Below are 18,806 nucleotides of genomic sequence, written 5' to 3' on the forward strand. Positions count from 1 at the left end.
ATTCTCATTCCACAACATATCTAATGTTGACACTGACTCTGCAAACAACTCTCTTCTTTCATTGTTATAATAATCAAAGATTATATTTAGATCTACTAAATAGTTCATTATTTGTATTTCTCCATAAGGTACTCACCTCTATCTAATTTATATTGTTCACTTTTATAATATTCTGGATCACTTTTAATGCCCATCAGAAGTTCCCTCCAGTTCTCTTCTATATACTCATCTGTTAATAGATTTTCTTGAGTAGCATCTGTATCAACCTGTTTTACTACTACACCTTTATTTGAAAATGAAGTTAAAAACCATAAAATCTTTTCTGCAATACTATTGTCTTTAATATTTACTATGAGTTGCATTTTATCTCCTTTAGTTGATCATCAATTATAGCGTATTTGCTACCATCAAAACTATCTACTGCTTGCATTTTTTCATCAAATTTTAGAGTATTACCAGCACGACTCACCCAACCAATTTGCCGAGCAGGAACTCCTACCACGAGGGCAAAAGCTTTAACATCTCGGTTGACAACTGCACCACTTCCGATAAGCGCATATTTACCAATAGTCACACCGCAAACTATAGTCGCATTTGCACCTATTGAACATCCATACTTAAGTAGTGTCTTTTTAAACTCTTCTTTTCTGCTTATAAAAGCTCTTGGATTAGTGATATTTGTAAAAACCATAGAGGGTCCTAAAAAAACATCATCTTCTATCTCTACGCCCTCGTAAATAGAGATGTTGTTTTGAACTTTAACACCTGAACCTATCTTAACATTTGGCCCAACTACACAGTTTTGTCCAAATGAACAGTTAGAACCAATGTTTGAACCACTTAAGATGTGTGAAAAATGCCAGATCTTAGTATCATCTCCAATACTTATATCTGCATCTACATACGATGATTTATGTACAAAAAATTTAGCCATTTTTTGCCAATACTTTTTTTACAAATGGATGGTAGTCACCTTGAAGTCCGATTGGTGTGAGTTTTCGTATGACAGAAACGATATCTATAGAGTTCCTCGCTTCTTCTAGTCCAAAACCACCACCATTTAAGATGTGCTCATAACTTCTTGTGTGTAGATCTGTAAAACCTTCTGAAAATTCAAACTCTTCTCCATCTACCGTGATACTTCTATATGTCGTTTTTCCTGTGGCTTTTATGTTTTCTGGAATATAGTTGTAGTTTACAGATAAAAACCATCTAACATTTGCATTTTTTAATTTCATAAATCCTGCATTTGCATCCGCTTCTTTAAGATGGACTATATTTTCTTCTATTGGGCCAAATATCCAAGAGAGCATATCAAAGAAATGAACTCCAATATTTGAAGCAATTCCGCCAGATTTTGCTTCATCGCCTTTCCACGATACAAAGTACCATTTACCTCTTGATGTAAGATATGTAAGATCTATGTCATAAACCTTATCTGGATTTTCTTCTAGCTCTTTTGCTATTTTTTCTTTAAGAGCGATGATAGAATCATGAAGTCTTAGTTGTAAGATATTATAAACTTTTTTACCAGTATCTTGCTCTATCAACTTAAGTTGGTCAATGTTATGAGGGTTTAACACTAAAGGCTTTTCACAGATGGCGTGAGCTCCACTTTTTAGTGCAAATCTTATATGTGCATCATGCAAATAGTTTGGTGTTGCGATCGCCATATAGTCTATCTTTTTGTTTCCATCTCTATGCCATTTATCTACAAAACGATCAAAACGCTCAAACTCTGTAAAAAAAGAGGCTTGTGGAAAGTTACTATCCATAATCCCTATTCCATCGTATGGATCAAGTGCAGCTATAAGATCATTTCCTGTTTCTTTTATAGCTTTCATGTGTCGTGGAGCTATGTACCCTGATGCTCCAATAAGTGCGAAGTTTTTTTTGTTTTGCATTTTATAATCTCCATGTAGGATTTTTGACAATCCCTTTTATATCTATTAAAATTTCATTACCTTGTGAAATACTTTTATAATCTTCTTGAGTTAATTTTAAAAATTGTTTATGAGCAACTGCTACGACAATAGAGTCATATTTTTTGTTGGTCTCAAATGGATCTTTGTCTAAAAGCTTATGTTTAAACCATTTCTTCTCTTCATCTAGATCTACCCAAGGATCATAAATATCTACATTTGCACCATACTCTTTTAGCTCATCAACTATATCTATAACTTTCGTATTTCTAAGATCTGGACAATCTTCTTTAAAGGTAACACCCAAAACTAAAATATTTGCATCTTTTATTTTTTTATCACCCTTGATCATCTGCTTAATAGTCTCTTCTGCTATAAACTTACTCATGCCATTGTTTATCTGCCTAGCACCTAAAATTAAGTTTGGTTTATATCCTAGCTCTTCTGCTTTAAAAGTAAGATAATATGGATCAACCCCGATACAATGACCACCGACCAAACCAGGCTTTAACTTTATAAAGTTCCACTTAGTAGCAGCAGCTTCTATCACTTCGCTTGTATCGATACCAACATGATTAAATATCAAAGCAAGTTCATTCATAAGTGCAATATTTACATCTCTTTGAGTATTTTCTATCACTTTTGATGCTTCTGCAACTCTAATACTCGAAGCTTTAAAAGTCCCTGCAGTTATGATACTTGCATAAAGTTCATCAACCTTTGTAGCTATCTCAGGAGTTGAGCCTGCAGTTACTTTTAAAATCTTTGTTACAGTATGCTCTTTATCGCCGGGATTTATACGCTCAGGGCTGTAACCACAAAAGAAATCTTCGTTAAACTTTAGTCCACTCGTCTTTTCAAGTTCTGGTACACACACTTCTTCTGTAACACCTGGATAAACAGTTGATTCATAGATGACAATATCATTTTTCTTAAGAACTTTTCCAATCATTTGAGAAGATTTTATCAAAGGAGTAAGGTCAGGTCGATTTGTAGAATCTATAGGTGTAGGAACAGTTACTATAAAGATATTGCACTCTTTAATGTCTTCAACATCAAGTGTAAACTTCATGCCATCTTGTATAGCCTCCCTCATCTGAGTTTCATCTAGCTCTAAAGTTCTGTCAAATCCTGCGTTTAGCTCATCTATTCTAGCTTTACTTATATCAAAACCAACTACCTCATATTTACTTGAAAAAGCGTGAGCCAGTGGAAGCCCAACATATCCAAGTCCTACTATACATATTTTATCTTTCATCTATGTGTTATCCTTAATATTTAATTCTTCTAAGTGAGTTTTTATTCATATTTATCTCTATAAGCTTCTAAATCCTCAACCAACATCTCATACTCTTCTTTCTTTCTCTTTATAAACTTCTCAGTTAAAGAGATCTTCTCTTTGATACCTTCTTCTGTTAGTAAATACTTATACTGAAGTTTGTTTTTGTTGTTGTAAAAATTCTCTATTTTAAGAAGACCTTTGTCTGCTAGGGCTTTTATGACATAGTTGACTTTTCCTACGCTATAGCCTAGCTCTTTTGCTATACTCTTTTGGGTTGTCACTTTTCCCATACTTCTCAAAACAGAAAGTTCTAACTCTTCACAATGCAATCTAGTTCCTTTTATTCATTTTAAAAACAAGATAATATCGAATTCAAACTTTGAACACACTTTAATCCACGGAACCGCGAATTTATTCGGAACTATCTGGTTTCAAAAGCCCCTCTTGCCGAGCGAGTTCGAGGCTCCAGAATACTTCGCTAAACTTCAATTCTTAAAAGATAAAAATTATCCTTAAACTATTTTGCTACTTACTTTGAGCTAATCAGCATTAATCTTAATGTGCTAAAATTCGCTCATCAAAAACAAACTTAAGGATAATTATATGTTAGTAACAAACCCAGCTCCAGACTTTACAGCTACAACAGTTTTAGCAGATGGCACTATAGATGAGAACTTCAAACTTTCAGAAAACTTTGGCGAAAAAGGTACTGTACTTTTCTTCTACCCACTAGACTTTACATTTGTATGTCCATCTGAGATCATCGCTTTTTCTCACCGCATAGAAGACTTCAAAAGCCGTGGTGTAAATGTTATCGGTGTATCTGTTGATAGCCAGTTTTCTCACTTTGCATGGAGAGAGACTCCAGTAAATGAAGGTGGTATCGGTCGCATTAAATACCCACTAGTTGCAGACCTTACAAAACAGATCTCTAAAGACTACGATGTACTTTTCGGTGAAGCAGTTGCTCTTCGTGGTTCATTTTTGATCGATGGTAAAGGTATAATCCGTCACGCAGTTATCAACGACTTACCACTAGGAAGAAACATCGACGAGATGATCAGAATGGTAGATGCAATGCAGTTCACTGATGAGCACGGCGAAGTTTGTGCAGCTGGTTGGAACAAAGGCGACGAAGGTATGAAGCCAACAACTGAGGGTGTTGCTGAGTATCTTGGTAAAAACGAAGATAAGTTATAGTCAAAACCTCAAGAGATCCTGAATCAAGTTCAGGATGACGACATCTCCGTCATTACTGACTCATTCTTTCCGTCATTGCGGGCTTGACCCGCAATCTCATCAGGGTTTAAAACTATTTCACTTTTCAAAACATCAAGAGATCCTGAATCAAGTTCAGGATGACGACATCTCCGTCATTACTGACTCATTCTTTCCGTCATTGCGGGCTTGACCCGCAATCTCATCTCTCTTTAATAAATTATTTCTCTTTTACGAACCCCAAAGCCTTACTATTTACAAAGACTATCTCATACCATTGACACGATGGAGCTATAAGGTTTAACCTTTTAGGATTTGAACTTCTTGAGAGTGCTACATAGAACTGTGAGGGAGCAAAGATCTCGTTTGTCTCGATGATGAGATCTTCTATGGACATTCCCTGAGACTTATGTATAGTTATAGCAAATGCTAGCTTTATGGGAAACTGATAGATGCTAAGTTCTTCAACCTCTTGCATCTCTTTTTTACCGCCCTTTATTCTCTCATCCCACTTATACTTTGTATGAGCTACAGCTTCTAGTTTCACAACTTTGGCGTCGCTTTTTTGCACATAAACAAAAGTTGCATCGATGCCAACTACTACACCTCTTTCACCGTTAAAATAGTTCCATGAGTTTCTTGTAAAGAGAACAGGTGCACCTATTTTTAATGATAGTTCACTCTCGATGCGAGAATCCTCCATAAACCTCTTAACTTGTGCATCACTTAAACTCTTCGAATGCTTTATGATCTGAGCCTCTTTTACAAAGAGATCTGAGTCTATATTTTCTAGCTCTTTTTTGTTGTGCATGGATGTTGAGTGATTTTTACCAAACAAGAAAGTAAACTCACTTAGATCTTGTGGGAGCGGTTTTATAAATTCATTTAGAGAGTTATGAACACTCTCATCCACAAACCCTTCTCTAATAAACCCCAAAAGCTTTATAAAATCCTTATCATCAGTTCTATAGATATGAGTTAACTCGAACTTTAAAAACTCAAATACCTCCCAAAGAGGCGACTCAAATGCAAACCTTACTTCACTAGATCCACGAACAATGGGAGGAAGTTGTAAAAAGTCTCCAACAACTAAAACAGCACCTTTGAAGTTCGCTTGTTCTAGCCTTAGCTTTATCATCTCTAAAAGTGCATCGCTAACCATTGAGATCTCATCTATGACTATAAGGTCCATACTAGATATGAGTTTTTTAGTTTTGTTCTTTGGTTCTAGTTTTGCGTTTTGCTCTAACTCTTCAATACTTGATGAGATCCCAAGATCAAAAAAACTATGAAGTGTCTGTCCCTCTATTAGAGTCGCTGCCATTCCAGTAGAAGCGAGTTTTGCTACTTTTTTTGCATCTTCTTCAAAGAGACTTATAACTTCCCTTGTAATAGTAGTTTTTCCAACACCAGCACCGCCAGTTAAAAAAATATTTTGCTTTTGTAATAGTTTTTTTGTGATCTGTTTAACTTGATTCATAAAAAGATTATACTAAACTTTTCAAAACCTCAAGAGATCCTGAATCAAGTTCAGGATGACGTTGATAGTAGATCTTGGATTGTGTTCAAGATGGCAACATTTCAGTCATTACGAACTCAATATTTCCGTCATTGCGAACTCAATATTTCCGTCATTGCGTACTCACTATTTCCATCATTTCTGGTTCAATATCTCCGTCATTGCGGGCTTAACCCGCAATCTCATCAGGGTTTAAAGCTATTTCACTTGTCAAAACCTCAAGAGATCCTGAATCAAGTTCAGGATGACGTTGATAGTAGATCTTGGATTGTGTTAAGGATGACATTACCGTCATTGCGGGTTCAACCTTTCCGTCATTGTGGGCTTGACCCGCAATCTCATCAGGGTTTAAAGCTATTTCACTTGTCAAAACCTCAAGAGATCCTGAATCAAGTTCAGGATGACGTTGATAGTAGATCTAAAATCTTGTTCAAGATAACGCTGTTTTCGTCACAATATACTTTCATATAAATCTTCATACCTGCTATTATTTTTGCATATCAACTCTTCTTTCCACTCTCGTTTCCAGTTTTTTAGTTGTTTTTCTCTCTCAATTGCAGTTTGAATATCATCATAAATTTCATAATAGACTAGTTTATTTAGATTATATTTTGAACTAAAACTATTTACATGTTTTTCTTTATGTTCATAAACTCTTTTGACTATATCTGAAGTAACTCCAATATAAAGAACCTTGTTTGTTATGTTTGTTAAGATATACACATAAGATTTTCTCATAGTTTTATTGTAACAATTTTAAAGTTTTGAGATCCTGAATCAAGTTCAGGATGACGTTGATAGTAGATCTTGGATTGTGTTCAAGATGGCAACATTTCAGTCATTACGAACTCAATATTTCCGTCATTGCGTACTCACTATTTCCATCATTTCTGGTTCAATATCTCCGTCATTGCGGGCTAGACCCGCAATCTCATCAGGGTTTAAAACTATTTCACTTGTCAAAACCTCAAGAGATCCTGAATCAAGTTCAGGATGACGTTGATAGCAGATCTTGGATTGTGTTCAAGATGGCAACATTTCAGTCATTACTGACTCATTCTTTCCGTCATTGTGGGTTCACTCTTTCCGTCATTACGAACTCAATATTTCCGTCATTGCGTACTCACTATTTCCATCATTTCTGGTTCAATATCTCCGTCATTGCGGGCTAGACCCGCAATCTATTTTTACACTTTGCAAGAATCTTCCTAAAAATGTATAATAGCGCCATGAAAAGAATATTAATTGTAGAAGACAACAAAACACTAGCAAAACTCTTGGCAAAAAAAGTAGAAACATCACTAAAGTATGAAGTAGATGTTGCTTACAAATTTTCAGAAGCGAAATTATTTTTAAAGAAATACGACTATTTTATAGCGCTTCTTGATATCAACCTTCCAGATGCGCCAAATGGCGAGATCGTAGACTATGTGCTAAACAAAGGTGTTCGCAGTATAGTCCTTAGTGGAAATATAGATAAAGATTTTAGAAAAAAATTACTTGCTAAAAACATCATCGACTATGTAAATAAAGGTGGTGTAAATGACATAAATTACATCATAAATACACTTCAAAGACTCGAGAAAAATCAAAATCACAACATCTTAGTAGTTGATGATTCTATGGTTTTTAGAAGTCAGATGAAGAGTATGCTTGAAAATCTGTTTTATGAGGTCATTACTGTGGCTCATGGTGAAGAAGCTTTGGGAATGTTAAACTCACACCTAAACATTTCTATGGTTATTACTGACTACAATATGCCCGTTATGAACGGACTAGAACTTACAAATGAGATAAGAAAAAACTATAACAAAACTGAACTTTGCATCGTTGCCATATCTTCAAACAATGATGAAGAAATAAATGCTCTGTTTTTAAAGCAAGGTGCAAATGATTACATCAAAAAACCTTTCTCAAAAGAAGAGTTTTCTTGTCGTATAAACAACTCCATAGAGGCATTAGAAAACATTCAATACATCACAAATCATGCAAATAGAGACTTTTTAACAGGTCTTTATAATCGTAGATATTTCTTTGAAAATATGAATGAATATATGGAAGATATAAAATTAAGTGGCGAGAGATTTGCCATAGCAATGTTAGATATTGACTTTTTTAAAAAGATAAATGACACTTATGGACACGATATTGGTGACAAAGTTATAGTCGCTATTTCAGAGGTTTTAAGAACAAATACAAGCTACAGAGATATAGTTGCTAGATTTGGCGGTGAAGAGTTTTGTGTGGTCTTGAAAAACATAAACCAGTATAGTGTTAGTGAGATCTTAGAAAGACTCAGACAAGAGATTGAAGACTTTGCATTTGTTGTAGATTCAGCTAATGAGGTAAAGTTTACTATCTCTATAGGAGTGGCTTATCATGATGATTCTGAGACATTAGAAGAGACGATAAACCAAGCAGATATGAATCTATATAACGCAAAACAAAATGGCAGAAACCAAGTAAATTTTGGCTAATAACTTTTTAAAACTCAAGAGATCCTGAATCAAGTTCAGGATGACGTTGATGTTAGATCCCGAATCAAGTTCAGGATGACGTTGATGTTAGATCCCGAATCAAGTTCAGGATGACGTTGATGTTAGATCCCGAATCAAGTTCAGGATGACGTTGGTGTTAGATCCTGAATCAAGTTCAGGATGACGGGTTCTTGTCATTGCGGACTCAGCCTTTCCGTCATTGCGGGTTTAACATTTCGTCATTGTGGGCTTTTATCTCCGTCATTGCGGGCTTGACCCGCAATCTCATCAGGGTTTTTAAACTATTTCATTTCTCAAAACTATTAGCTCTCCAAAAGGGACTCTTTTTTCTTTTGGAGTTATCCACTTTACACTATATGGTGGCTCTTCTTTTGGAAATACACCATCAAGATCACTAAAATATAAAAGCAATTTCGTATCTTGAAGTTCCTCTTTTATAAACTCAAATACAGGTCTAAAGTCAGTGCCACCTCCACCTTCTATCTTTGCATCTAAACTATCTCCACCGTAAAAAGTAGTATGAGATCTTATCCTCTCATCACAAACTAAGAGATCTATCTCATAAGATGCTATGGTATTCATCAAGAAGTTCAACTCACTTAAAAACTCTCCTAAAAGTTCTTCATTAATAGATCCAGAGCTGTCTATGGCAACTACGAGTTTAAATTTCTCGCTTGTTGCTGATGGCAAGTAGATCCCAAGATACAAGAACTTTTTGTTTGGTGGCATCTGTGTATAATCGTCTTTGCTAAATCTATCGAGTGCCACTCTAAGCTCATCTCGCCAATCTATTTTTGAGTTAAGCTTGAGTGTAAAAAATCTCTCTAAACTTGTTGGCAGTTGTGAATCTTTTTCTTCTTTTTCTAAAATGGCTTTTGCAAACTCTTCAAATAGTTCATCTTCTACTATTTGATTTTCATTAGCTGTTTGTTCTTCATTTTTTTCTATATCATCAGGATCTTGTGCCTCGTACTCCAATTCATCTCGCAAAAACTCCTCTTTAAGCTGGGCATAGATCTCCTCAGCATAAAGTCCACTAAATTTTTTAGAGTAGTGTGCTAGATCTGGACGATAAAGCCCATTTTCAACCAACATATCATTTATGGCATAGTCAGTAGCTAACTGCCACAACCAACCACTTCTAGAGTTTTTACGAGACTCATGAGCTAGAGTTGCATGCATTGCAGCATTTGCTAAAACAAACTCCATCTCAGCCAAACTTATTTCAGAAAAAAACTCATCATTGTACTCAAGAGTTTTACCATTACTTTTAAAAGCTTGTATGTCATCATTTTTTGATAGTTCAAGCTTAGATGCAAGAGTTCCAAAAAAAGGATATTCTACTAAGAGTTTTGACTTTGCTTGAGAGATTTTATTGTCAATTTGCGACATCTTTATATCCATTTTTTAAAGCTATTATATCACTTGCATATTATAGGTTAATAAAGGTTACTCCTTATAAGTTGTTTACATATATTATGGTACTATTTTTGCTTATTGAAGTATTAAAACAGGGTGGATGATGGCTGAAGATTTTGATGATATTATCATTATTGAAGAGAGTGATGCTGTTGAAGTAGAATCACTAAATGTCCACGAAGAAGAACCAGATGCTTCTTCTTCACAAAAACAAAAAATCATCATCCTTGCTGTTGGTATTTTTATAATCATACTTATCCTAGTTATATCTCTCTTTTTTTTGCTAAAGCCATCTAAGATTGAGCAAAGACTTTCATTTGATCCGATAGAAACTAAACTCAAAGAAGAGACTACTATACCCATAGAGCCTACAAAACTTGAAAATATGATTGCAAAAGCAAATTATTTATACTCAACTGGTTCAAAAGATGAAGCTCTCTTTTTATATGAAAAAATTGCACTCTATAGTGAGGCTATCTCAGTTTATAACCTTGGAGTAGCTCAACTAAAGGACAAGACTTATGACTTGGCATTGCAAACCTTTAAAAAAGCTATAGTCAATGATGAAAAAAGATGTGTAAGTGCAATAAATGCTGCAGTTTGCTCTTTACATCTAAAAGATAAAAAGAGTTTTGATTACTACATAGATCTAGCCTATGCTTATCTCCCTAAAGAGAAAAATAAAGATCAATACTCTTACTACTATGCACTCATTAACTACTATAAAAACAACTATCTTGAAGCTCTAAGTGCTTTAGAGAATCCAACTGGCAATGAATATCCTATAACTCAAAAACATCTACGAGCTAAGATAAACGCTCTATTTTCTAACAACGATAAAGCTATCGAAGCTATGGAAGAAGATTTTAATGCTGAGGACTCCTTTAGTATAGCCCTACTTTACGCAAGAATTGGTGATCTAACTCTTGCCTTAAAACACTTAGAAGAAGCAATTGTTAAAAACATTGAACCAGTTAAAGCCTCTGTTGCACAAGCCTATATAAATTTAAAAGCTGGGCGTATTAACACAGCAGGAAAACAGTTAAAAAACATCACAGATATGTTTCCAGAAGAAGTATATAAGCCTTATCCAGTCTCTGTAACATTAAAAGAATCTCTTTTTGATCCGCTACAAGCTCAGATCAGATATAGAAACAAACTCAAAAATTCAAAAGAATTTACTTATCTTAAGATCTTCTACTTCTCTCCATATAAAATCTTCAATGCGGATCAGACTATCAGCAACATACAAAAAGGAAATGCAAATATCTATATAGACAATATCTCAAGCGCAAAAGAGTACTTACAAAGAAGTGCATCTTCATCAAATGTAAATCAAGGAATCGTAAAAGCTATCAAAAATGCTATGGATTTTAAACTAAGAGATGCAAATGAAGAATTTCAAAGGCTAGAGCAACTTCAACCAAAACACTCTATTTTGCAATATAATTTAGCTCTAACTTATGCTCAGATGGGAAATATCGACAAAGCACACGAGCATTTTTTACGTTCTTACCATTTAGATGCAAAAAACTATCTCTCTGGCATCTATGCTATTATGACAAGCCAGTTAATAAACAAAGAAAACATAACTTTAGTAAATATATTAAAAGAATCTATTATGTTAGAAGAACCTAGCGAAGAGCTAGATCTGTACAACACACTTTTAGCTATAAGCGATGACAACATCCTATCTATCTCAGATTGGTTAGACAAAGATTATGAAAACAAACCTCTATACCTAGCTCTTGACACCATTATAGCGCTCAAGTTAAACAACAAAGATATTGCGAAAAAAGCATCACACAAACTAACTCTACTTTTACCAAATGAGATAGTCCCTCACATGATATACATAGGTGCACATTTTATAGATTTAAGACCAAAAGATTATGCAAATGAAGTTTTAAACTACCTAAAGGTGCAAAAATTCAGCTTTAACGATCTCTATTATGGTCCATATCTAACAAGATATCTATACACTCAACAAAATCTTATAACAGGTAAGCTATTTTTTCTAAGAAAACAGCTAAGACGTGTCCTAGAAACAACTAAAGGTGATACACATGAGATAGTAGCTGCCTTAGCCCTTGCATCCATCTATGATGGTGCTTATGAAGAGTCTTATACTCTATATAATCATCTTATAGATGATTTAAAAGTAAGAGATGCAAATACTCTGTTTTTAGGGGCTGTTGCATCTACTGCTGCAGATCACCATGCCAATGCCATAGCACTTTTAGAGTTATCTAAGATGAAAGATGGGAGTTTTACAGAGAGTCGCTACGCCCTTGGACTCTTGTATCTTGAAGTACAAAATAACCAAGGTGCAGCTATACAATTCTCAAGGATAGGCGACAATGGTTTTTCGTCTGAGTATTTTAACTTTGATATTGACTTAGATAAGCTTTTATTTCAAAAAGAACAAGAGCTAAAAAAGAGAGTTAGCTCTTTATAACTCATGCTTTTTATGAAAAGTATCCTACCAATGATTGAGATGCATCAACTTCTTGTCCGATGCTAAGATTTACTCTAAAATTATGAGGCAGATATATAGTTGTGATGCCATTTATCATCAAACCATATCTAGCTCCTTGAAGAGTGTTTTGTTTTGTATTTAAATCTACTTTTATAGTATCAAAACTCTGTTTTAACATATGTTTTACTTTGATAGTGTTTTTAAAACTATCCTCAAAAACTATCTCAACTCTCTCATTTAGATCTTTTGATAGTGGAGAATCTTTTGAGAGCCTTGCTCCACGCTTTATATCTAGAGACTTTACAATAGCACTTAGCGGTATGCGAAGTAGAGAGACATCAAAATAACTACTATTTATCTCAACCTTATAAGCATACTCACTATCATCAAGCTCTTCTATAGCTATAACAGTTCCATCCACTGGAGAGACTACACTCTTTACTTCAAGGATTGGAGACATTCTCTCAGGATTTCTATATACAAGTAACAAAAAAAGCACCATAACAAAAGAGAGAAACTCAAAAAAATCAAAATCAAAGATAGTAAAAAAAACAAATGCTAAAAAAGTAAAACCTATGCGATTAAAACCCTCTTTTGCAATTGGTAAGAGATTATTGTTCATCGCTGTTCTCATTGTTTTTATTGATGTTATTTTTAGACATTTTAGCATCCTCTTTTAACTCTTCTTCTATATCATCAACTGCAACTTCAACTTTTGAATCTATGTTATTTTCTTTTTCAAAGTTGATAATAATCTCTCTTACATCTTCGCCTGTGATATTCTCTTTTTTATAAAGAAGTTTTACCATATCTTCAATAGCTTCTCTATACTCTTCCAATCTAGCCTTAACTGCTTCATATCTCTTCGTCAGTGATACTTTTATAAACTCATCCATATTTTCAGCCATCTTATCACTATATTCACGAGTAGCTTGTTGTCCACCACCCAAAAATGACTGTCTGCTCTTCTCTAGTACCATAAGTCCAGCTACATCACTCATTCCATATGTTTGAACCATAGATTTTATGATATCAGTTGCTCTCTCAAGGTCATTTCCAGCACCAGTTGAAATCTCTTCTAAAAAGATCTCTTCAGCTGCGCGACCACCTAAAAGAACATCGACTTCAGCCCACATCTCATGGCGCTGCATCATATATTTGTTCTCTTCTGGTTTGTTTAGAGTGTATCCTAGTGCTGCAAGTCCACGAGGAACTATAGATACTTTAGATACTTTTTTTGCACCCTTAGTTGTCTCAGCTAGAAGTGCATGACCACTCTCATGATAAGCTACTATTTTTTTCTCTTTAGGGTTGATTCTACGAGATTTTTTAGCAAGTCCTGCTATTGCTCTCTCGACTGCCTCATAAAGATCTTTTTGCTTAACAGTTTTTTGACTCTTTCTTCCCGCTAAAAGTGCGCCTTCGTTTACAATATTTGCAAGATCTGCACCTGCGAGTCCTGCGGTTAGGCGAGCAACCTCTTCTACCTCAACATCTTCATCCATTTTTACATTTCTCATATGCACTTTTAGGATCTTTACACGACCTTCAAAGTCGGGCTTATCTACTAAAACTTGTCTGTCAAAACGACCTGGACGAAGTAGTGCTTGATCTAGAACTTCAGGTCTATTTGTAGCTGCTAAAATAATTATCGGTGTATCTGTTCCAAAACCATCCATCTCAGCTAGGAGCTGATTTAGAGTCTGTTCTCTTTCATCATTTCCACCCATCATTCCACCAGCTGCACGACTCTTACCAATAGCATCGATTTCATCTATAAAGATGATACTAGGAGCATCTTTTTTAGCTTGTTCAAACAAGTCTCGAACACGAGCTGCACCAACTCCAACGAACATCTCTATAAAACTAGATCCACTCACTGAGAAAAAAGGAACATCTGCTTCGCCTGCAACAGCTTTAGCCAAAAGTGTTTTACCAGTTCCAGGTGATCCTACTAAAAGTACACCTTTTGGAATTTTTGCACCAATCTCTACATAACGAGCTGGATATTTTAAGAAGTCAACAATCTCTTGAACCTCTTCTTTTGCCTCTTCTACACCTGCTACATCATCAAACTTTGTATTTGGTTTTTCAGAGTTTACCATCTTTTTAGAATTGCCCATCCCTAAAAGTCCACCACCCATACTTTTTTGCATTCTCCCTGCAAAAAACATCCAAATAGCTATGATAATAAGAAAAGGAAATAACCAACCAAACATCTCAGTAAACCAGTTTGTCTCACTAAAGCCAGTATATTCAACACCTTGTTTATCAAGAAGCTCTACAAGTCTTGTATCACCTTTTACAATTCTAGTCGTATAAATAGAACCATCAGTTCCAACGGCCTTTATGTAAGTTTGCCCAATATTTACTTCTTTTAGTGACTTAGATTCGACTAAACCCTTAAGCTCAGAATAACTTACTTGTTTTGTCTTTCTATTTGAAGCTCCTGCATCTTCAAGTCCTCCGCCCTCGCCAACTAAGGCTTTAAAAAGCAAAATAATGACTACTGAAAAAATAGCAAATGCTATTAAAGGGTTGTTATTAAAAAAATTGTTATTTTTGTTATCGTTATTGTTGTTTTTATTTGACATTATTTATCTCTTTTTTTATTTTCTTTTTAAGACAAGTGTTACCCACTCACCCTCTGCTATTCTCTCTAAGATATCGCAATCTTTGTAAAAACCTAAAACCTTCTTCTCATACTTATCCAATATTCCTGACAAAATCAACACTCCATCATCTTTTAAAGCATTTTTTAAATCTTTTGCTATAAAGGTAAGAACATCTGCTACTATATTTGCTACAACTACATTGTATTTTTTCTCACTAAGTGAGCATGAGCCTTCCCAAATATGTGAAAATTCAACTTGATTTAGTGTTGCATTTTCTTTTGAGTTATCTACTGAGACTATGTCAGTATCGCAAGCATCTACTATAGCTCCAAGTTTAATTGCTCCAATAGCAAGAATACCACTTCCACAACCTACATCTATTAGTGTATCACCTTTTTTTACATACTTAGAAATTGCTCTTAGTGATGATGCAGTTGTTGGATGATGACCAGTTCCAAAGGCAAGAGCTGGATCAATAGCGATGTTTATGAGGTTTGGATGTTCTTTATCCCATGTTGGATGTATGTAAAATTTATCTATCTCTATAGGAGTTATACTTTTTTGATATAGTTCAACCCAGTCACTGTTCTTGAGTTTTTTATGTTTGTATTCTAGATCTATGACCTCGCCTAAAGCTTTTTGTAAAGCCTCACAAAACTGCTCCAATCCCCAAGCAATAGTTTCAAGTTCATCTTCACTTCTGATAGTAAAACCATCTGCAGATTCTTCAAAACCAACATCTATTGTGTCAGATAAGAAGTCTGCAAAGAGTTCTTTGTGTGATGAAACTTTAACTACTAACTCGTAGTAGTGATCTTGCATTATTGAGTGATACCCATAACAGCACCGAGTTTTTCTTTTAGTACTTGTGGAGTAAATGGTTTTACGATGTAGTTATTTACACCAGCTTTTAAAGCAGTGATGACCTCTGCCTTACCGCCTTCTGTTGTCACCATAATAATAGGTGTATCTTTAAAACGTGCATCAGCTCTAACTTTTTTAACCAACTCCAAGCCATTCATTTCAGGCATATTCCAGTCAGTTATTAGCATATCGATATCAGGGTTGGTATCCATTTGAGTCCAACCTTCAACACCATCAGCACCCTCTAAGATATCTTTATATCCCAAACGCGCTAAAGTGTTTTTTATAATACGACGCATTGTAGAACTATCATCAACAACAAGTAATTTCAATTGAAATCCTTTTTTATAATATATTTTGCAAAATTTATAATCAAATAATATCTAAATTTTTGTTTTTTTACTATTAATTGAGGCTTTTAAATAGCTTTGGTAAATCAATAGTGCCCTCATAGTAAGCTTTTCCTATAATAACACCATCGACTTCTTTAGTTGCAATAAGTGCCTCAATATCTCCTATATCTTTTACACCGCCACTAGCTATTGTACTGATACCGCTAGCTCTTGCAATATCAAGTGTGAACTCAACATTTACACCACTAAGTGTTCCATCTTTGCCGACATCTGTACATATTATAGCTTCAACTCCAGCGTTTGCAAACTCTTTTGCTAGTTCAGTAGCACGCATGGAACTCACCTCTCCCCAGCCCTCAACTGCTACAAATCCGTCTATGGCATCTATGCCTACAGCTATAGGATACTTTGCAGCCATCTCTTTTACAAACTCTGGATCTTTAACTGCGATTGAGCCGAGAATGATTCTATCTATGCCAATTTCTAGCATCTTTTTGATAGTCTCTTCATCGCGAATCCCACCACCGAGTTCAAGCTTAACACTACAGTTTTGTCGTATCTTTACGATCTGCTCTAGGTTTTTAGGCTCTCCTGCAAAGGCACCATTTAAATCTACTAAATGAACCCACTTTGCACCCATCTCTTGAAACTTCTTAACCAAAAGCCAAGGCTCGTCTGAGTAGATCTTAGCACTATCCATAAGCCCCTTTGTAAGCCTTACAGCTTTTCCATCTTTTAAATCAATCGCTGGATATAGAGTCATTTTTTTCCTTTAATTTATTTCATAAATTTAAGGGAGAGTTTTTCCCTGTTTATTTATCACGCAAAACGAACAAGTCCGTTTTACAACGCTAACACTTGGTTTCCTTCGGCAGGAAGCCCTCGACACTTGTGCCTCTTGGTTTGGTTTTCAAGCTTCTTTTTCTCATGCTCTGCTTTTTTCAGTTCCCACGTTCTGCGCGGGAATGCATACCAGAAGCAACTACAGTTTAATAAAATTTTCCAAAATCTTAAGTCCATTTTTATGGCTTTTTTCTGGGTGTGGTTGTATTCCTAGTATATTTTCATGCGCTACGGCTGATGTAAAATCATAACCATAGTTTGTAGTTCCTATAATATCTTCTATATTTGCACACTCAACATGGTAAGAGTGAACAAAGTATAAGTAGTGATTTGTGTCTAAACCATGAAATAGTTGATGCTCTTTTGTAAAGACTCTATTCCATCCCATATGAGGAACTTTTAACTTCTGTTGAAATTTTGTTTTATCAAAAGCTTTCACACTTCCTTTTATTAGTCCTAAACCTCTGCTATCTCCAAATTCTTGACTACTCTCAAAGAGCAGTTGCATGCCTAAACAAATGCCAAACATATAGTTTCCACTTGTCGCATACTCTTTTAAAGCATCAACCATACCTCTTTGATTTAGGTGTTCCATCGCATCTCCAAATGCACCAACACCAGGAAGTATTAATTTATCATACTCCTTAAATCTTTGTGGATCTGAAACTATTACTGTTTTTTCTCCAAGCATTGAAAAAGCATTTTGAACACTTGCTAGATTTCCCATATTGTAATCAACAATTCCTATCATATTTCACTCGTTGATTTTGTAAATTTTATATAGATTGCTAAACTTATGATCAAAAGTGCAACTCCACCTATGATAAACATCGCATACATAAGCATTTGAGGATCTGTAATAGCAAACTTAAATACTAACATCAAAGCCTCAATAGATAGTGCGATAATAATGGAACCTAGAAATTTAACCATGGTTTTATGTGGCTTTGAAATATCTTGTTCTTTATTGCGCCCCATAATCTCCTCTTCTATAAGAGTCTTAGCAAGGTCAAATATAGCTAAAGATAGAGTGAGCAAGATAGTAGCTTTAAATAGATCATCTATAACTAGATGTGAGAGCGTTATCTCATTTGTAAAAAAGCTCTTAACTCCATGAGAAAAAAGAAGGATTGCAACGGCTATAAGAGCAAAAGAAAACATCGCGTATGAGTACTTAAAAAGTCTTGTAAAAAAAGCATCTGAAGTGTTTAACTGAGCTATCTTTAAAACTTCTTCTAGTGGCATATCTATACAAGCAACATAAACAAGTTCACCTTTTTCATTATATATAGGCTGCGATGCTGTAACTGTTAGATCTTGGGTTATAAGAGATGGATATGGATCTGTTATAGTACATCTCTCTTCTCTTACTGCACGATAGTAGTACGCTCTGTCGGCTCTGATTTTTCCTATGTCACTATCAACTTCTTTTAAAGGTGTAAAAGTTGGAGATATTTGAACACCTTTATAGTCTAAAAGATAGATTCCTTCACAGTTTTGCAAATCTGCTTTTATCTTTAGTAGGCGAGGAATTATCATCTCTTGTGTGAGAGAAGGAAGTTTGTTTGGAATGTTTCTAGAAAAGAGGTAACAAAGATAAGCTCTAACCTTAGTACGTCCCTCTGCAAAGTCTTGAATATCTGATGCAACCATCTATTGACACGCCTTTTATTTAAATTTTTGCAATTATACCAAAGGCTACATAACATTTTACTCATATTTACGGATTTTATCAGATCGGGTCATTTTGATTAAGGCTTGTTTTTTAGCCAAAAACATATGCTATAATCTGAT

Annotated in this window: 18 protein-coding genes; 3 read left to right on the top strand and 15 right to left on the bottom strand. The window is 34.9% G+C overall.

Features of this window, described 5'->3' with window-relative positions:
- Positions 1-107: 107 nt before the first annotated feature.
- The 5 genes from M0Q24_RS04895 to M0Q24_RS04915 are packed head-to-tail and all read right to left on the bottom strand — an operon-like array spanning position 108 to position 3,533.
- Positions 108-362 carry a hypothetical protein gene (locus M0Q24_RS04895; RefSeq protein ID WP_295047991.1) on the bottom strand — a complete coding sequence of 85 codons (255 nt, stop codon included), beginning with the start codon at positions 360-362 and terminating at the stop codon, positions 108-110.
- Entirely contained in the window at positions 350-934 is a 585-nt protein-coding gene (locus M0Q24_RS04900) for an acyltransferase (RefSeq protein ID WP_295047993.1), read from the bottom strand. Before M0Q24_RS04900 ends, M0Q24_RS04895 begins: the two co-directional genes overlap by 13 nt.
- Positions 927-1,904, bottom strand: coding sequence for a Gfo/Idh/MocA family protein (locus M0Q24_RS04905; protein WP_295047995.1), 978 nt, complete (start codon positions 1,902-1,904; stop codon positions 927-929). Before M0Q24_RS04905 ends, M0Q24_RS04900 begins: the two co-directional genes overlap by 8 nt.
- A gap of 1 nt (position 1,905) precedes the next feature.
- Positions 1,906-3,180 (bottom strand): nucleotide sugar dehydrogenase, encoded by a 1,275-nt coding sequence (locus tag M0Q24_RS04910; RefSeq protein ID WP_295047997.1) that lies wholly within the window; start codon positions 3,178-3,180, stop codon positions 1,906-1,908.
- A gap of 41 nt (positions 3,181-3,221) precedes the next feature.
- Positions 3,222-3,533 (bottom strand): MarR family EPS-associated transcriptional regulator, encoded by a 312-nt coding sequence (locus tag M0Q24_RS04915; protein ID WP_295047999.1) that lies wholly within the window; start codon positions 3,531-3,533, stop codon positions 3,222-3,224.
- 274 nt (positions 3,534-3,807) lie between these two features.
- Here M0Q24_RS04915 and M0Q24_RS04920 point away from each other — a divergent pair, with 274 nt between their 5' ends.
- Positions 3,808-4,404, top strand: coding sequence for a peroxiredoxin (locus M0Q24_RS04920; RefSeq protein ID WP_295048001.1), 597 nt, complete (start codon positions 3,808-3,810; stop codon positions 4,402-4,404).
- Positions 4,405-4,642: 238 nt separating this feature from the next.
- Here M0Q24_RS04920 and M0Q24_RS04925 read toward each other — a convergent pair whose 3' ends face one another.
- Positions 4,643-5,902 (bottom strand): ATP-dependent RecD-like DNA helicase, encoded by a 1,260-nt coding sequence (locus tag M0Q24_RS04925; protein WP_295048003.1) that lies wholly within the window; start codon positions 5,900-5,902, stop codon positions 4,643-4,645.
- A 489-nt stretch (positions 5,903-6,391) separates the two neighbouring features.
- A complete protein-coding gene (locus tag M0Q24_RS04930) occupies positions 6,392-6,664 on the bottom strand; it encodes a GIY-YIG nuclease family protein (protein ID WP_295048005.1) in 273 nt (90 codons plus the stop codon).
- Between the two features lie 506 nt (positions 6,665-7,170).
- On the opposite strand from M0Q24_RS04930, the gene M0Q24_RS04935 reads away from it, so the two are divergent.
- Positions 7,171-8,418, top strand: a complete 1,248-nt coding sequence (locus tag M0Q24_RS04935) for a diguanylate cyclase (RefSeq protein ID WP_295048007.1) — start codon at positions 7,171-7,173, stop codon at positions 8,416-8,418.
- 297 nt (positions 8,419-8,715) lie between these two features.
- On the opposite strand, the gene M0Q24_RS04940 is transcribed toward M0Q24_RS04935, so the two are convergent.
- Positions 8,716-9,831, bottom strand: coding sequence for a VWA-like domain-containing protein (locus M0Q24_RS04940; RefSeq protein WP_295048009.1), 1,116 nt, complete (start codon positions 9,829-9,831; stop codon positions 8,716-8,718).
- Positions 9,832-9,961: 130 nt separating this feature from the next.
- Here M0Q24_RS04940 and M0Q24_RS04945 point away from each other — a divergent pair, with 130 nt between their 5' ends.
- The gene (locus M0Q24_RS04945) at positions 9,962-12,316 is read left to right on the top strand and encodes a tetratricopeptide repeat protein (RefSeq protein WP_295048011.1); all 2,355 of its coding nucleotides are present in this window, start codon (positions 9,962-9,964) and stop codon (positions 12,314-12,316) included.
- Between the two features lie 10 nt (positions 12,317-12,326).
- Here the strand turns inward: M0Q24_RS04945 and M0Q24_RS04950 are convergent, their stop codons facing one another.
- The 7 genes from M0Q24_RS04950 to M0Q24_RS04980 all read right to left on the bottom strand — a co-directional run bounded on the left by M0Q24_RS04950 (position 12,327) and on the right by M0Q24_RS04980 (position 18,665).
- Positions 12,327-12,959: a phosphatidylserine decarboxylase gene (locus tag M0Q24_RS04950; RefSeq protein WP_295048013.1), complete on the bottom strand. Its 633-nt coding sequence runs from the start codon at positions 12,957-12,959 to the stop codon at positions 12,327-12,329.
- Entirely contained in the window at positions 12,949-14,931 is a 1,983-nt protein-coding gene (gene ftsH / locus M0Q24_RS04955) for an ATP-dependent zinc metalloprotease FtsH (protein ID WP_295048015.1), read from the bottom strand. The genes M0Q24_RS04950 and ftsH overlap by 11 nt, the downstream gene beginning before the upstream one ends.
- A gap of 15 nt (positions 14,932-14,946) precedes the next feature.
- A complete protein-coding gene (locus M0Q24_RS04960; protein ID WP_295048017.1) occupies positions 14,947-15,774 on the bottom strand; it encodes a 50S ribosomal protein L11 methyltransferase in 828 nt (275 codons plus the stop codon).
- Positions 15,774-16,148, bottom strand: coding sequence for a chemotaxis response regulator CheY (locus M0Q24_RS04965; RefSeq protein WP_295048019.1), 375 nt, complete (start codon positions 16,146-16,148; stop codon positions 15,774-15,776). Before M0Q24_RS04965 ends, M0Q24_RS04960 begins: the two co-directional genes overlap by 1 nt.
- A gap of 73 nt (positions 16,149-16,221) precedes the next feature.
- On the bottom strand, positions 16,222-16,932 hold the full coding sequence (gene hisA, locus M0Q24_RS04970) for a 1-(5-phosphoribosyl)-5-[(5-phosphoribosylamino)methylideneamino]imidazole-4-carboxamide isomerase (RefSeq protein ID WP_295048021.1): 711 nt from the start codon (positions 16,930-16,932) through the stop codon (positions 16,222-16,224).
- A gap of 219 nt (positions 16,933-17,151) precedes the next feature.
- Positions 17,152-17,763 (bottom strand): imidazole glycerol phosphate synthase subunit HisH, encoded by a 612-nt coding sequence (hisH, locus tag M0Q24_RS04975; protein WP_295048023.1) that lies wholly within the window; start codon positions 17,761-17,763, stop codon positions 17,152-17,154.
- On the bottom strand, positions 17,760-18,665 hold the full coding sequence (locus M0Q24_RS04980) for a PDC sensor domain-containing protein (protein ID WP_295048025.1): 906 nt from the start codon (positions 18,663-18,665) through the stop codon (positions 17,760-17,762). Before M0Q24_RS04980 ends, hisH begins: the two co-directional genes overlap by 4 nt.
- Between the last annotated feature and the right edge of the window lie 141 nt (positions 18,666-18,806).

The organism is Sulfurimonas sp. (assembly GCF_023228785.1).
GTDB lineage: Bacteria > Campylobacterota > Campylobacteria > Campylobacterales > Sulfurimonadaceae > Sulfurimonas.

Excerpts from the sequence above, each read along its gene's own strand:
- hisH (WP_295048023.1), bottom strand. The coding sequence starts at position 17,763 with ATGATAGGAATTGTTGATTACAATATGGGAAATCTAGCAAGTGTTCAA.
- M0Q24_RS04960 (WP_295048017.1), bottom strand. The coding sequence starts at position 15,774 with ATGCAAGATCACTACTACGAGTTAGTAGTTAAAGTTTCATCACACAAA.
- M0Q24_RS04945 (WP_295048011.1), top strand. The coding sequence starts at position 9,962 with ATGGCTGAAGATTTTGATGATATTATCATTATTGAAGAGAGTGATGCT.
- M0Q24_RS04925 (WP_295048003.1), bottom strand. The coding sequence starts at position 5,902 with ATGAATCAAGTTAAACAGATCACAAAAAAACTATTACAAAAGCAAAAT.
- M0Q24_RS04940 (WP_295048009.1), bottom strand. The coding sequence starts at position 9,831 with ATGTCGCAAATTGACAATAAAATCTCTCAAGCAAAGTCAAAACTCTTA.
- M0Q24_RS04950 (WP_295048013.1), bottom strand. The coding sequence starts at position 12,959 with ATGAACAATAATCTCTTACCAATTGCAAAAGAGGGTTTTAATCGCATA.
- M0Q24_RS04895 (WP_295047991.1), bottom strand. The coding sequence starts at position 362 with ATGCAACTCATAGTAAATATTAAAGACAATAGTATTGCAGAAAAGATT.
- M0Q24_RS04905 (WP_295047995.1), bottom strand. The coding sequence starts at position 1,904 with ATGCAAAACAAAAAAAACTTCGCACTTATTGGAGCATCAGGGTACATA.
- ftsH (WP_295048015.1), bottom strand. The coding sequence starts at position 14,931 with ATGTCAAATAAAAACAACAATAACGATAACAAAAATAACAATTTTTTT.
- M0Q24_RS04935 (WP_295048007.1), top strand. The coding sequence starts at position 7,171 with ATGAAAAGAATATTAATTGTAGAAGACAACAAAACACTAGCAAAACTC.
- M0Q24_RS04980 (WP_295048025.1), bottom strand. The coding sequence starts at position 18,665 with ATGGTTGCATCAGATATTCAAGACTTTGCAGAGGGACGTACTAAGGTT.
- M0Q24_RS04920 (WP_295048001.1), top strand. The coding sequence starts at position 3,808 with ATGTTAGTAACAAACCCAGCTCCAGACTTTACAGCTACAACAGTTTTA.
- M0Q24_RS04900 (WP_295047993.1), bottom strand. The coding sequence starts at position 934 with ATGGCTAAATTTTTTGTACATAAATCATCGTATGTAGATGCAGATATA.
- M0Q24_RS04910 (WP_295047997.1), bottom strand. The coding sequence starts at position 3,180 with ATGAAAGATAAAATATGTATAGTAGGACTTGGATATGTTGGGCTTCCA.
- hisA (WP_295048021.1), bottom strand. The coding sequence starts at position 16,932 with ATGACTCTATATCCAGCGATTGATTTAAAAGATGGAAAAGCTGTAAGG.